The organism is Caballeronia sp. LZ029, assembly GCF_031451275.1.
Lineage (GTDB): Bacteria > Pseudomonadota > Gammaproteobacteria > Burkholderiales > Burkholderiaceae > Caballeronia > Caballeronia jiangsuensis.
Genome location: NZ_JARUXO010000002.1, coordinates 851834 through 864748, shown reverse-complemented (window position 1 = coordinate 864748; position 12915 = coordinate 851834). Strand labels below are relative to the sequence as shown.

Annotated in this window: 12 protein-coding genes; 4 read left to right on the top strand and 8 right to left on the bottom strand. The window is 64.9% G+C overall.

Annotation, left to right across the window (positions count from 1 at the left end; translation table 11 throughout):
- Window positions 1-74: 74 nt before the first annotated feature.
- A complete protein-coding gene (uca, locus tag QCE73_RS18760; RefSeq protein ID WP_309882961.1) occupies window positions 75-3629 on the top strand; it encodes an urea carboxylase in 3555 nt (1184 codons plus the stop codon).
- Window positions 3630-3660: 31 nt separating this feature from the next.
- Entirely contained in the window at window positions 3661-5454 is a 1794-nt protein-coding gene (atzF, locus tag QCE73_RS18755) for an allophanate hydrolase (RefSeq protein ID WP_309882959.1), read from the top strand.
- Window positions 5455-5474: 20 nt separating this feature from the next.
- Here atzF and QCE73_RS18750 read toward each other — a convergent pair whose 3' ends face one another.
- A complete protein-coding gene (locus QCE73_RS18750) occupies window positions 5475-6584 on the bottom strand; it encodes an alkene reductase (RefSeq protein WP_309882958.1) in 1110 nt (369 codons plus the stop codon).
- 421 nt (window positions 6585-7005) lie between these two features.
- On the opposite strand from QCE73_RS18750, the gene QCE73_RS18745 reads away from it, so the two are divergent.
- Window positions 7006-7899, top strand: coding sequence for a LysR family transcriptional regulator (locus QCE73_RS18745; protein ID WP_309883159.1), 894 nt, complete (start codon window positions 7006-7008; stop codon window positions 7897-7899).
- Here QCE73_RS18745 and QCE73_RS18740 read toward each other — a convergent pair.
- A complete protein-coding gene (locus QCE73_RS18740) occupies window positions 7872-8582 on the bottom strand; it encodes a GNAT family N-acetyltransferase (RefSeq protein WP_309882957.1) in 711 nt (236 codons plus the stop codon). The genes QCE73_RS18745 and QCE73_RS18740 overlap by 28 nt on opposite strands.
- A gap of 95 nt (window positions 8583-8677) precedes the next feature.
- On the opposite strand from QCE73_RS18740, the gene QCE73_RS18735 reads away from it, so the two are divergent.
- Window positions 8678-9655, top strand: coding sequence for a GlxA family transcriptional regulator (locus QCE73_RS18735; protein ID WP_035511442.1), 978 nt, complete (start codon window positions 8678-8680; stop codon window positions 9653-9655).
- Window positions 9656-9660: 5 nt separating this feature from the next.
- Here QCE73_RS18735 and QCE73_RS18730 read toward each other — a convergent pair whose 3' ends face one another.
- From QCE73_RS18730 to QCE73_RS18705, 6 genes are all read right to left on the bottom strand, one after another.
- Window positions 9661-10362, bottom strand: coding sequence for an SDR family NAD(P)-dependent oxidoreductase (locus tag QCE73_RS18730; protein WP_309882956.1), 702 nt, complete (start codon window positions 10360-10362; stop codon window positions 9661-9663).
- A gap of 273 nt (window positions 10363-10635) precedes the next feature.
- The gene (locus tag QCE73_RS18725) at window positions 10636-10893 is read right to left on the bottom strand and encodes a hypothetical protein (RefSeq protein ID WP_035511437.1); all 258 of its coding nucleotides are present in this window, start codon (window positions 10891-10893) and stop codon (window positions 10636-10638) included.
- A gap of 44 nt (window positions 10894-10937) precedes the next feature.
- On the bottom strand, window positions 10938-11195 hold the full coding sequence (locus QCE73_RS18720) for a hypothetical protein (RefSeq protein WP_035508838.1): 258 nt from the start codon (window positions 11193-11195) through the stop codon (window positions 10938-10940).
- Between the two features lie 44 nt (window positions 11196-11239).
- Window positions 11240-11497, bottom strand: a complete 258-nt coding sequence (locus tag QCE73_RS18715; RefSeq protein ID WP_035511911.1) for a hypothetical protein — start codon at window positions 11495-11497, stop codon at window positions 11240-11242.
- A gap of 460 nt (window positions 11498-11957) precedes the next feature.
- Window positions 11958-12215 (bottom strand): hypothetical protein, encoded by a 258-nt coding sequence (locus QCE73_RS18710; RefSeq protein ID WP_309882955.1) that lies wholly within the window; start codon window positions 12213-12215, stop codon window positions 11958-11960.
- A 44-nt stretch (window positions 12216-12259) separates the two neighbouring features.
- Window positions 12260-12517 carry a hypothetical protein gene (locus tag QCE73_RS18705; RefSeq protein WP_035508838.1) on the bottom strand — a complete coding sequence of 86 codons (258 nt, stop codon included), beginning with the start codon at window positions 12515-12517 and terminating at the stop codon, window positions 12260-12262.
- Window positions 12518-12915: the final 398 nt, after the last annotated feature.

Sequence of the window (12915 nt, the reverse complement as noted above, 5' to 3'; positions counted from 1 at the left end):
CGACCTGCCGGGGACGACCCCGGCATGCATGCTCACGTGGCGGGACGGCCCGCCCACGCATTGAACATCCACTCATGTTCGACAAAGTCCTCATCGCGAATCGCGGCGCGATCGCGTGCCGCATTCTGCGCACGCTGCGCGAGCTGAACGTCACTGGTGTCGCCGTCTATAGCGAAGCGGATCGCGCGAGCCGCCATGTCAGTCTCGCCGATACCGCGTGCAGTCTCGGCGACGGCGCCGCGAGCATCACCTATCTCGACATCGCGAAGATTCTCGCTATCGCGCGCGAAGAAGGCGTGCAGGCGATCCATCCGGGCTACGGCTTTCTGTCGGAGAACGCGTCGTTTGCACAAGCGTGCGAAGCGGCCGGCGTCGCGTTCATCGGACCGACGCCCGCGCAATTGCGCGCCTTCGGCCTCAAGCACACCGCCCGCGCGATCGCCGCTGAAGAAGGCGTCCCGATGCTCGAAGGCACCGGCCTCCTCGACGATATCGGCGCCGCGCTCGAAGCGGCGCAACGCATCGGTTATCCGGTGATGCTGAAGAGCACGGCGGGCGGCGGCGGCATCGGCATGCGCGTGTGCCGTTCCGCCGACGAGCTCGCCGCGCAGTTCGATATCGTCAAGCGACTGGGTCAGAACAATTTCAGCGATGCGGGCGTGTTCCTGGAGAAGTACATCGAACGCGCGCGGCATCTCGAAGTGCAGGTGTTCGGCGATGGCAAGGGTGACGCCATCGCGCTCGGCGTGCGCGACTGCTCGGTGCAGCGGCGCAACCAGAAAGTGCTCGAGGAAACGCCCGCGCCGAATCTCCCCGAAGGCATGGCAGCCGCGCTCTGCGATGCCGCGATCCGGCTCGCGCGTGCAGTGTCCTATCGCTCGGCGGGCACGGTCGAATTCGTCTACGACAGCGAGGCGGCGCGCTTCTATTTCCTCGAAGTGAACACGCGCCTGCAAGTGGAGCATGGCGTGACGGAGCAGGTGTGGGGCGTCGATCTGGTGCGCTGGATGATCGAGCTTGCAGCGGGCACGTTGCCCTCGCTCGACACGCTCGCTCGCGATCTCGAACCGCGCGGCCATGCGATCCAGGCGCGTCTCTATGCCGAAGATCCGGGCCGTGATTTCAAGCCCTGTCCGGGGCTGCTCACCGATGTGTCGTTTCCATCGTCCGATGGCCGTGCGCTTCGCATCGACACATGGATCGAAGCGGGTTGCGAGGTGCCGCCGTGGTTCGATCCGATGCTCGCGAAGCTGATCGCATGGCAACCGACGCGCGACGCAGCGCGTCACGCGCTCGATGCCGCGCTCGACGCGACGCGCATCTACGGCGTGGAAACGAATCGCGGCTATCTGCGGCAGATTCTCGCGGATACGCCGTTCGCGAGCGGTCATCCGTGGACGCGCTGTCTCGAAGGCTTGCGCTATCGCGCATCGACGTTCGAAGTGCTGAGCGGGGGCACGCAAACGACCGTGCAGGACTATCCGGGAAGGTCGGGCTATTGGGCGGTGGGCGTGCCGCCTTCGGGTCCGATGGACGACCGCGCGCTGCGCGTCGGCAATCGCCTGCTGGACAACGACGACGATGCCGCCGCGCTCGAAATCACGATGAGCGGTCCGACGCTGCGCTTCAACACGGATGCGATCGTGGCGGTGACGGGCGCATCGTTGCCCGTCGTGCTCGACGACATCGCGCAGCCGATGAACACGACGTTCTTCGTCGCGGCCGGCTCGACGCTCGCGCTCGGCACGATCCGCGGCGCGGGCGCGCGCGCGTATCTGTGCGTGCGCGGCGGGCTCGATGTCGCGCGCTATCTCGGCAGCCGCAGCACGTTCACGCTCGGCCAGTTCGGCGGGCATGGCGGGCGTGCATTGCGTGCGGGCGACGTGCTGCATGTCCATGCGCTGACGAATCGCGAAGCCGGCGCGACGTTGCCCGATTCGCTCGTGCATCGTCTCGACGATGTGCGCGTGCTGCGCGTGATCTACGGTCCGCACGGCGCGCCGGAGTACTTCACGGCGTCCTATATCGACCGCTTCCTCGACACCGACTGGGAAGTCCATTTCAATTCGAGCCGCACGGGTGTGCGTCTCATTGGTCCGAAGCCCGAATGGGCGCGTGCCGATGGCGGCGAAGCGGGGCTGCATCCGTCGAACATTCACGACAATCCATATGCCGTCGGCGCGATCGATTTCACCGGCGACATGCCCGTGATTCTCGGTCCCGATGGCCCGAGCCTCGGCGGTTTCGTGTGTCCGGTCACGGTGATCGAGGCGGACCTGTGGCAGATCGGCCAGTTGAAGGCGGGCGACAAGGTGCGCTTCGTTCCCGTGGATATCGCGACCGCACGCGCAGACCCTGTGCCGCAAACGACATTGCAATCGCCGATCGTGCTGGACATCGGTGAAGACGATGAACGTCTCGTCGCGCGTCTCTCGGGCGACACGCATCTGCTGCTCGAACTCGGTCCGCCCGAACTCGATCTCGTGCTGCGCTTTCGCGGCCATGCATTGATGCAATCGCTCGAAGCATCGGAATTGCCGGGCGTCGTTGATCTGACGCCGGGCATCCGCTCGCTGCAAGTTCACTATCGGCCGGAACGATTGCCGCTCGACACGCTGCTGGAACACGTCGCGTCGGCATGGCGCAGCGTGCTGCTTCAAAAGGACCTGCGCGTGCCGTCGCGCGTCGTGCATCTGCCGCTGTCGTGGGACGATCCCGCGTGCCAGCTCGCCATCGACAAGTACATGACCACCGTGCGCAAGGACGCGCCGTGGTGCCCGAGCAATCTGGAGTTCATCCGCCGCATCAACGGGCTCGATTCGATCGATGACGTGAAGCGCGTCGTGTTCGATGCGCGCTATCTCGTGATGGGCCTCGGCGATGTCTATCTCGGCGCGCCGGTGGCGACGCCGCTCGATCCGCGTCACCGGCTCGTGACGACGAAGTACAACCCGGCGCGCACGTGGACGGCGGAGAACTCGGTCGGCATCGGCGGCGCGTATCTGTGCGTGTACGGCATGGAAGGGCCGGGCGGGTATCAGTTCGTCGGACGCACGTTGCAGATGTGGAACCGCTATCGCGAAGTCGCGGATTTCGCGGGACGTCCGTATCTGTTGCGCTTCTTCGATCAGATCCGCTTCTACGAAGTCTCCAGCGACGAACTGCTGCGCATACGCGAGACATTTCCGCTCGGACGCTATCCGTTGAAGATCGAGGAGACAGAGCTGTCTCTCGCCGACTATCAGTCGTTTCTCGATCGCGAAGCAGACGGCATCGCGCAGTTTCGCGCGCATCAGCAAGCGGCGTTTCAGGACGAGCGGCAACGCTGGCACGAAGCGGGCAGCGACGAAACGGCGCTCGATGCACCCGTCGCCGTCGATGCGGACATCGCGCCGCTCGCCGATGGACAGATCGCCGTCGATAGCGAGATCGCGGGCAATCTGTGGCAGGTGCGCGTCGAGGCCGGCGCGAGCGTCGAAGCGGGCGACGTGCTCGTCGTCATCGAATCGATGAAGATGGAGATATCGGTGATCGCGCCGTGCGCGGGCATCATCGGCGAGATTCATGTCGCGCCGGGTTCGTCCGTTCGCGCGGGGCAGCGCGTCGCCGTGATCGAACAGCGAGCTTGACGCACTTCATATCAACAAGGAATCATCGGACATGGATTCATTCGACCTGCGTCTTCCCGCACTGCGCGCCGCATATCGCGAAGGCCGCGCGAACCCGCGCGCGCTGATCGGCGCGTTGCGCACGCGTGCGGCTGCGTTGAACGCCGACTATCGGCTCTTCATTCATCTGCTGAACGATGACGAAATCGAGCCGTATCTCGCGGCGCTCGACACACGCGATATCGATTCGCTGCCGCTCTACGGCGTGCCGTTCGCGATCAAGGACAACATCGATTTGGCGCTTGTGCCGACGACCGCCGCGTGCCCCGCGTTCGCGTACACGCCGGAGCAGTCGGCGACGCTCGTCGCGCAATTGATCGCGCTCGGCGCGGTGCCCATCGGCAAGACCAATCTCGACCAGTTCGCGACCGGCCTGAACGGCACGCGCTCGCCCTACGGCAAGTGCCGCAACAGCGTGCTGGCGGACTATCCGTCGGGCGGATCGAGCGCGGGGTCGTCGCTGGCTGTCGCGCTGGGCGTCGCGAGCTTCGCGCTCGGCACCGATACCGCCGGTTCGGGCCGCGTGCCCGCCGCGCTGAACAACCTCGTCGGCACGAAGGCGACGAAGGGCCTGCTCTCGACGGCGGGCGTCGTGCCCGCGTGCCGCACGCTCGATTGCGTGACGTATTTCACCGCGACCGCGAGCGAGGCGAGCACGCTGCTAGCACTTACGGCAGCCCACGATCCCGCCGATGCTTACAGCCGCTCGAATCCGCAATGGAACGATGCGACGGCGTTCGGCAAGGTCGCGCGCTTTCGCTTCGGCGTGCCGCGTCAGCTCGAATTCGCGGGTTGCGATGAAAGTCCCGCGCTCTTCGCCGACGCGTGCGCGGCCCTCGAAGCGCTCGGCGGCGAGGCGGTCGACATCGACTTCGCGCCTTTCCTCGAAGCCGCGCGTCTGCTCTACGAAGGGCCGTGGGTCGCGGAGCGCTACAGCGTCGCCGGCGCGTTGATGGAGTCGCAGCCGGATGCCGTGCTGCCCGTGATTCGCGACGTGCTCGCGAAAGCGCCGGGCGCGACCGCCGTCGATGCGTTTCGCGCGCAATACAAGCTTCAAGCATTGAAGCAGCGTTGCGACGCCGTGCTCGCGAATCTCGATTGCGTGCTGACGCCATCGATTCCGCGCGCCGTCACGCTCGCCGAGCTGGAGCGCGATCCGATCGGTGCGAACTCGCTGCTCGGGCATTACACGAACTTCATGAATCTGCTCGATTACGCCGCCATCGCGACGCCCGCGGGTTTCATGCGTAACGGCCTTCCGTGGGGCGTGACGCTTTTTGGCCGCGCCTTCACGGATCAATATCTGCTGAGCGTCGCCGATGCGTTGCATCGCAAGCTCGACGTGCCGCTCATCGGCGGCGCGCGGCAGGGCACGGATGCGCCCGCACACGCCGCGCGTGACGACACGATGAAGCTCGTCGTGTGCGGCGCGCATCTCGCGGGCTTGCCGCTGAACGGACAACTGACCGCACGCGGCGCGCGCCTCGTCGAAGCGACATCGAGCGCGCCGCGCTATCGCCTGTATGCGCTCGCGGGCGGTGCGGTTCAGCGGCCCGGCATGACGCGCGACGAAGCGAACGGCGCGGCGATCGCGGTCGAAGTGTGGACGTTGCCGAGCGCGGAGGTCGGCTCCTTCCTCGCGGGCATTCCCGCGCCGCTCGCGCTCGGCAAGGTCGAACTCGCGGATGGCCGCTGGGAAACCGGCTTCGTGTGCGAGGCGCATGCGCTCGAAGGCGCCGTCGACATCACGCGATACGGCGGCTGGCGCGCGTGGCTCGAGCGCTGACTGTGCGCATCGCAGGGACTTCAGGCGGCGACGGCCTCTTCGTCGAGGAACGGATAGTCGGTGTAGCCCACATCCGTGCCGCCGAAGAAGGTCGCGCGATCGTAGCGATTGAGCGGCAGGTGCTTGCGCAGACGCTCCGGCAGATCGGGATTGGCGATGAAGTGCCGGCCGAACGCGACCAGATCGGCGTCGCCTGACTGGAGGATCGCTTCGGCGCTGACGCCATCGAAGCCGCCCGCCACGATGATCGGACCACGGAAATGCGCGCGCAGCGACTTCGCCGCGAGCGGCGTCTGATCGCGCGTCTCATCCTCGACATTGCCCGCGATGCGCGGCTCGATCAGATGCAGATACGCGATGCCGAGCGTGTCGAGTTCCTTTGCGACGTAGGCGAAGAGCGCCTGGGGATCGCTGTCGGACATATCGCCCCACGAGCCGCTCGGCCCGAGTCGCACGGCGACCTTGTCCGCGCCCCAGACGCCGATCACGGCGCGCGCCGTATCGAGCAGCAGGCGCGCCCGATTTTCGATCGTGCCGCCGTATTCGTCGGTGCGACGGTTGCTGCCGTCCTGAAGGAACTGGTCGAAGAGATAGCCGTTGGCCGCATGCAGTTCGACGCCATCGAATCCCGCCGCGACGCCGCGTGCGGCCGCCGCGCGAAAACTTTCGACGATGCCCGCGATCTCCGATGTTTCGAGCGCGCGATTCGGCGTGTTCGGCACCCAGCCCGCCTCGGTGTACGCGACGCCGCCGTGCGGCACTTCCGACGGCCCGACCGGGCGGCCGCCATCGGGCTGCAACTGCGCGTTCGACTGACGCCCTGCGTGATAAAGCTGAAGAAAGATGCGGCCGCCTTTGGCGTGAACGGCATCGGTGACGGCTTGCCATCCGGCGATCTGGCTGTCGTCGTAGAGGCCGGGCGCGCCGAGATAGCCGTTGCCTTCCGGCGCGGCGATGGTCGCTTCGCCGATCAGGAGCGCGCCGGGCGAAGTGCGCTGTGCGTAATACTCGGCCATCAGCGGGCCGGGGCGCGCGCCCGAATCGGCACGCATGCGGGTGAGCGGCGCGAGAACGACGCGATGGCCGAATTCATACGAACCGACTTTGACGTGCGAAAAGAGTTTGGACATTTCGTTTCTCCACAATTCCGGGTAGCTGTTGCGTGACGCCGACGACCGGCGACGCTTGACCCGGACTGTAGACGCGGCGCGCCCCGAGAAAAACCTCCTACGAGTTCAGGCACCCCGGACACGCGTGTCCGCAATCGCGCCTCGCCCAGTCGTGGCGGTGAAAGGCCGATTGTTCGGGCGGGAGGAATAGTCATGTCGTTCGCGCTCGCGCGGCATTTATCCGCCCGATGTCCGCGTTCGGCGAGCATGGCGACAAGGCGCCGCTCGATGTGCCGGAGCGTTATCATCGCCGATGCCGTGCGCATGCACGCGCTGATCGATTCATGGGGATCGGATCGTCAGAATGACGGAGAGCCTTGCGATGAACGAGACGCCGACCGCAAGCGCGACCAGCGCAGCCGCCGCGCGCGCGCCCGGCGCGCTGGACCACATGAGCGGCATGGTCGTCTTCACGCGCGCGGCGGAAACGCTGAGCTTCGCGGAAGCGGGACGGCAACTCGGGCTTTCGGCATCGGCGATCGGCAAGGCTGTCGCGCGGCTGGAAACGCGCATCGGCGTGCGGCTTTTTCATCGCAGCACGCGCAGCGTGCGTCTCACGCCCGAGGGCGAACTGTTTCTCGCGCGTTGCCAGCGCATTCTCGACGAAATCGAAGAGGCCGAGTCCGAACTGGCGATATCGCGCGCGAAGCCGATGGGCCGCCTGCGCGTGAGCATTCCGCTCGTCGGCGCGCTGCTGATGCCGGTGCTGTCGGCGTTCATGCACGCGTATCCCGAGGTGCAGCTCGATATCGATTTCAGCGACCGTCTCGTCGATGTCATCGACGATGGTTTCGATGTCGTTCTGCGCACCGGCGACGCAATCGATTCGCAACTCACGATGCGCACGCTCGGGCACTACACGCATCTGATCGTCGGCTCGCCGGATTATCTCGAAGCGCGCGGCGTGCCCGCGACGCCCGAAATGCTCGGTGCGCACGCGTGCCTGCAGCATCGCTTCTCGCGCACGGGGCGTCTCAGGCGCTGGACCTTCGTGCGCGATGGCGCGCCCTTCGACGTGGAGCTTCCGTCGACGGCCATCGCGAGCGCGGTCGAGCCGCTCATCGCGCTGGCGGAGCGGGGGCTCGGTCTCACGAGCGTGCCCGATTACGCCGTGCGCGCGCAACTCGCGGATGGCTCGCTCGTCGCCGTCCTGCGAGATTTCACGGCGGACCGCATCCCGTTTCGCGCGCTCTGGCCGTCAGGGCGCATGACGCCGCCGAAGGTGCGCGTGTTCGTCGACTTCCTGCATCAACACCTGTTTCCGGATTCGGCCTGACTGATCTGCGTGAGCGCGAACGCGTGACGCAATTCGAAGCCGAGCCGTTCATACAGGGCGATGGCGCTCTCGTTGTGACTGAACACGTGCAGAAACGGCGTTTCGCCGCGTAGCCCGATTTCCCTGCGCAGGATGTTCATCAGCCGGCCGGCGAGACCGCGTCCGCGACAGCGTTCGTCGACACATACCGCGCTGATCTCGACATGACCTTCGATGGCCATGCGTTCGCCCGCCATCGCGATGAGTTCTCCCTGCTCGCGTATCCCGATGTAGTGACCCATCTCGCGCGTGCGCTTGCCGAACGGGCCCGGTTTGGTGCGTTGCACGAGCGCGAGCATGGCGTCGATATCGGCGGGGCCGAGGTCGATCACGTCGCTGTCGTCGATGCTTTGCGTGAAGCGCTGCATCGCGACCATCTGATGAATCGTGCCGACGCGCTTCGCCTGCAAGGTATCGATGCCCGCGACGGTATCCGCCGACAGAATGGCGACCTGCTCGCCGGGTTGGAGCAGCGCGTGCAGCGCGCGCCACGCGTCCGGCGTTTCCGACGCGACCGCCGCGAAAGGCGCGACGTCCGGATGAAAACGCCGCGCGAGCGTGTCGCCCAGGCCGAGATGCGCCTGTTTCGTCGTCAGCGCGGTCCAGATCGGGCGATCGAGTGCTGTTTGCGTCGGAAGGCTCATGTCTGCTCCGTGTATGAATCGAATAACCGTCACTCTAGACAGATCGACGCGTCGCGGCTATTGTCGGAAATGACACTTTTAGAATTATTTACGCCATGCGCACGACAGTTCTCGCCCTCGACGGCGTATTCGATACGGCGCTGTCCGCCGTGCTCGACGCCTTCACCACCGCGAACGAGCTGGCGGACATGCTGGAGCCGGGCGTCGGCCCGCGCTTCGAGATCGAACTGATCGGCGTGCGGCGCGACGTGCGCACCGCGCTCGGCATGCGCGTGCCGGTCAAATCCGCGAGCGCGATGGCGCGCCCCGACTGGCTGATCGTGCCTGCGCCCGCCACCAAGATGCCCGCCCAATTGCTGCCCGCGCTCGCCCGCCGCGACGTGAAAGACGCCATGCAGTTGCTCGCGGAGAATCACGCGGACGGCGTGAAGATCGCGGCGGCGTGTATCGGCACGTTCGTGCTGGCGGAATCCGGCTTGCTCGACGGTCACGAGGCCACCACGAGCTGGTGGCTCGCGCCGTTGTTCCGACAGCGCTATCCCGACGTGCGCCTCGACAGCGGGCGCATGGTGGTGCCGTCGGGCGAATTCGCGACGGCGGGCGCCGCGATGGGCCATCTCGATCTCGCGCTCTGGCTGATGAATCAGGCGAGTCCCGCGCTGGCCGCGACGGTGGCGCGTTACCTGATCGTGGACGCGCGTCCGTCGCAGGCGCCTTACATGATTCCGGATCATCTGGCGCGCGCGGACCCGCTGGTCGAGCGCTTCGAGCGCTGGGCACGCGGGCGGCTCGCGCAGGGTTTTTCGCTCGACGCCGCCGCCCACGCGCTCGCGACGAGCACGCGCACCTTGCAGCGGCGCATCGAGGCGGTGCTCGGCAAGTCGCCGCTGTCGTATTTCCAGGATCTTCGCGTGGAGCGGGCGGTGCATCTTCTGCGTTCGAGCCGTCTCGATATCGAGGCTATCGCCGCCGAGGTCGGCTATGTCGACGGCGCGACGTTGCGCACGCTGTTGCGGCGGCGACTCGGGCGCGGGGTGAAGCAGATACGGGCGGGTGGCGCTGACGAGACCTGAGGCGCTCAGAACTTTTCCACCCACGGCCGCAGCTCGATTTCCCACGCCCACGCGCTGCGTTGCTGGCGCAGCACATCGATATAGGTCTGCGCGATGGCGTCGGGGTCGAGCGTGCTGTCCGGCGCGTCGGGCGGATCGGCGCGTTGATCGGAGCGCACGCCGCCGTCGATGACGAAATGCGCGACATGAATCCCCTTCGGCGCGAGTTCCCGCGCGGCGCTCTGCGCGAGGCCGCGCAGCGCGAACTTGCCCATCGCGAACGGCGCGGACAGCGCGAATCCCTTGACGCCCGCGGTCGCGCCTGTCAGCAGGATCGCGCCTTTGGCCGCCGGGATCATGCGGCGCGCCGCCTGCTGCACCGCGTGGAACGCGCCGAACGCCGAGACGGCGACAGCCTGTTCGACCGCCGCCGCGTCGAGTTCCGCGATGGGCCCGCGAACGCGCCCGCTCGCGTTGTAGATGACGATTTCCGGCGCGCCGATGCGCGCATCGGTTTCGGCGAAAAGCGCTGCGGTCTGGTCGGCGTCGGCTGCATCGACGGGCAGCGCGATTGCGCCGGTTTCATCGACGAGCGCCGACAGCTTGTCGACGTTGCGCGCCGCGATGACGACCGGAATGTTTTCGGCGCGCAGACGCCGGGCGAGAGAACCGCTGATGCCGCTACCGGCACCGATGATGAGGGCGCTGCGGTAAGGAAGAGTGCTCATGGCTTCACGCTCGGAAGGATGACGAAGCCGATGATAACCGTGGGTTGAAATCGGCGCGCGACCGGGGAGGTTGCGTGAAAAGGCGCGCCGTGCGCCATGCCGCTACGTGTCGAATCTGGTGGCGCTGGAAGTGGTGTCTGCGCCGAGGTGATTTGCGCGGGAACAGGTGTCTTTCAGGCTCTTTGCTTGCCGATGATCTCTTCGCGCCGGCACCGAAGCGTGAAGAGAGGAGAAGGAAGCACGTTTGTTCCTTCTCCTGTCGACGGTGCTGCTTCAGACCTTCACGCCGTGCAGAAGGCTGCCGATCGAGTCCAGCGACTTCGTGATGTTCTTCAGATCGACGTTGGTGTATTGCGATGCGTCGACCTGCGTCACCGGCGCCACGTTGATCTGCGGGCTGGCGAAAGCGAAGCCGCTGATGGAGTTGGCGTTGATGCCGTTGTTCTGGAAGATGCTCGCGCCGCCGACGATTGCGCCCATTTCAGCGCGGCCGAGTTCTTTGCTCACTGCGAGGTTGTCGATCTTCAACATGATGGTTCTCCGGATGAGTGTGTGGTTTGGGATGAGATGGGCTATCAGACCGCGACGCCGCCGAGCAGGCTGCCGATCGACGAGAGCGACTTGGTGATGTTCTTCACGTCGACGTCGGTGTGTTGCGAGGCATCCACTTGCGTCACGGGAGCGACGTTGGTCTGCGGGCTGGCGAAGGCGAAGCCGCTGATCGAGTTGGCGTTGATGCCGTTGTTCTGGAAGATGCTTGCGCCGCCGACGATAGCGCCCATTTCAGCGCGGCCGAGTTCTTTGCTGACTGCGAGGTTGTCGATCTTCAACATGATGGTTCTCCGGATGAGCGTGTGGTTTGGGATGCGATGAGCTATCAGACCGCGACGCCGCCGAGCAGGCTGCCGATCGACGAGAGCGACTTGGTGATGTTCTTCACGTCGACGTCGGTGTGTTGCGAGGCATCGACTTGCGTCACGGGAGCGACGTTGGTTTGCGGGCTGGCGAAAGCGAAGCCGCTGATGGAGTTGGCGTTGATGCCGTTGTTCTGGAAGATGCTTGCGCCGCCGACGATGGCGCCCATTTCAGCACGGCCGAGTTCTTTGCTGACTGCGAGGTTTTCGATCTTCAACATGATGATTCTCCTGGACTGGGTGGGTTGGTTGAGCATTAATCGTTGCGCTCGCAGCTACATATGCGAGGGCTGTGCCAGGCGAGGCTCGGAGATCGGTTGAGTCGCTCTAACGAATTGATTTTGAATAGAAAAATAATTTGTCGATGCAGTTGATTAGGCGATTTTGAGCCGACGTCTCCGGACTAGCTGTCGGCCGTGGAAAAACAGATGAGCGTGATCTGTCGGTGTTAGGCGAACAGGCGCTATAGAGAGGACGGAAGAACGCCGAACCGCGGCGCGTAGAGCGACCTAATGCGAGCGTGAGCTTGCGTTCTTACGGATCGACGGCGTGGGATGATAATTCGGAAACCGAATTATTTTCAATTCGATGCGGACACTCGTGTAGAGCGTCGCAGTGGGGAAGAAACGAGAAAAAGGGAGAAGGAAACTGTTCCTTCTCCCTTGAATGAAGCGGTCTGTCTTACACCTTCACGCCTTCGAGCAGGCTGCCGACCGACGACAGCGACTTCGTGACGTTGGTCAGATCGACGTCGGTGTGTTGCGAGGCATCGACCTGCGTCACCGGAGCGACGTTGGTTTGCGGGCTGGCGAAAGCGAAGCCGCTGATCGAGTTGGCGTTGATGCCGTTGTTCTGGAAGATGCTCGCGCCGCCGACGATAGCGCCCATTTCTGCGCGGCCGAGTTCTTTGCTCACTGCGAGGTTGTCGATCTTCAACATGATGGTTCTCCGGATGAGTGTGTGGTTTGGGATGAGATGGGCTATCAGACCGCGACGCCGCCGAGCAGGCTGCCGATCGACGAGAGCGACTTGGTGATGTTCTTCACGTCGACGTCGGTGTGTTGCGAGGCATCCACTTGCGTCACGGGAGCGACGTTGGTCTGCGGGCTGGCGAAGGCGAAGCCGCTGATCGAGTTGGCGTTGATGCCGTTGTTCTGGAAGATGCTCGCGCCGCCGACGATGGCGCCCATTTCAGCGCGGCCGAGTTCTTTGCTAACTGCGAGGTTGTCGATCTTCAGCATGATGTGTCTCCTGGGACTGTGTGGTTGGATGAGCACCAATCGTTGCGCTCGCATCTCTATATGCGAGGGCCGTGCCAGGGATACTTGGAAGATCTGTTCGGTTAATCCAACTCGTTGAAGATGAAGGCAAATAAATGCTCGATAAGCAATGCGCGAGCGATTGGCGAAGTATCGGCATGATCGAATCGTCGGATGGTGGAAGACACATCGCCGGAGCGTGTCGGCGTGGGACTGACAACTCGATCGACCACTACAGAATCGACTCAGTTATGTTCCGGCGCATGTAGACGCAGAAACGCAGCACCGTGTGCGCGCGCACGAGCTCCCAGGCGATTGCCCTTAGGACGAGAATTTGGAATGAGGACGGCCGCGTGAATCCACGCGTTGCGCGCGAGGGC

What these genes read in the sequence shown, in the direction of transcription:
- QCE73_RS18705 (WP_035508838.1), bottom strand. Translation starts at nt 12,517, where the DNA reads ATGCTGAAGATCGACAACCTCGCAGTTAGCAAAGAACTCGGCCGCGCT.
- QCE73_RS18730 (WP_309882956.1), bottom strand. Translation starts at nt 10,362, where the DNA reads ATGAGCACTCTTCCTTACCGCAGCGCCCTCATCATCGGTGCCGGTAGC.
- QCE73_RS18715 (WP_035511911.1), bottom strand. Translation starts at nt 11,497, where the DNA reads ATGTTGAAGATCGAAAACCTCGCAGTCAGCAAAGAACTCGGCCGTGCT.
- QCE73_RS18740 (WP_309882957.1), bottom strand. Translation starts at nt 8,582, where the DNA reads ATGAGCCTTCCGACGCAAACAGCACTCGATCGCCCGATCTGGACCGCG.
- uca (WP_309882961.1), top strand. Translation starts at nt 75, where the DNA reads ATGTTCGACAAAGTCCTCATCGCGAATCGCGGCGCGATCGCGTGCCGC.
- atzF (WP_309882959.1), top strand. Translation starts at nt 3,661, where the DNA reads ATGGATTCATTCGACCTGCGTCTTCCCGCACTGCGCGCCGCATATCGC.
- QCE73_RS18725 (WP_035511437.1), bottom strand. Translation starts at nt 10,893, where the DNA reads ATGTTGAAGATCGACAACCTCGCAGTGAGCAAAGAACTCGGCCGCGCT.
- QCE73_RS18750 (WP_309882958.1), bottom strand. Translation starts at nt 6,584, where the DNA reads ATGTCCAAACTCTTTTCGCACGTCAAAGTCGGTTCGTATGAATTCGGC.
- QCE73_RS18735 (WP_035511442.1), top strand. Translation starts at nt 8,678, where the DNA reads ATGCGCACGACAGTTCTCGCCCTCGACGGCGTATTCGATACGGCGCTG.
- QCE73_RS18720 (WP_035508838.1), bottom strand. Translation starts at nt 11,195, where the DNA reads ATGTTGAAGATCGACAACCTCGCAGTCAGCAAAGAACTCGGCCGCGCT.
- QCE73_RS18710 (WP_309882955.1), bottom strand. Translation starts at nt 12,215, where the DNA reads ATGTTGAAGATCGACAACCTCGCAGTGAGCAAAGAACTCGGCCGCGCA.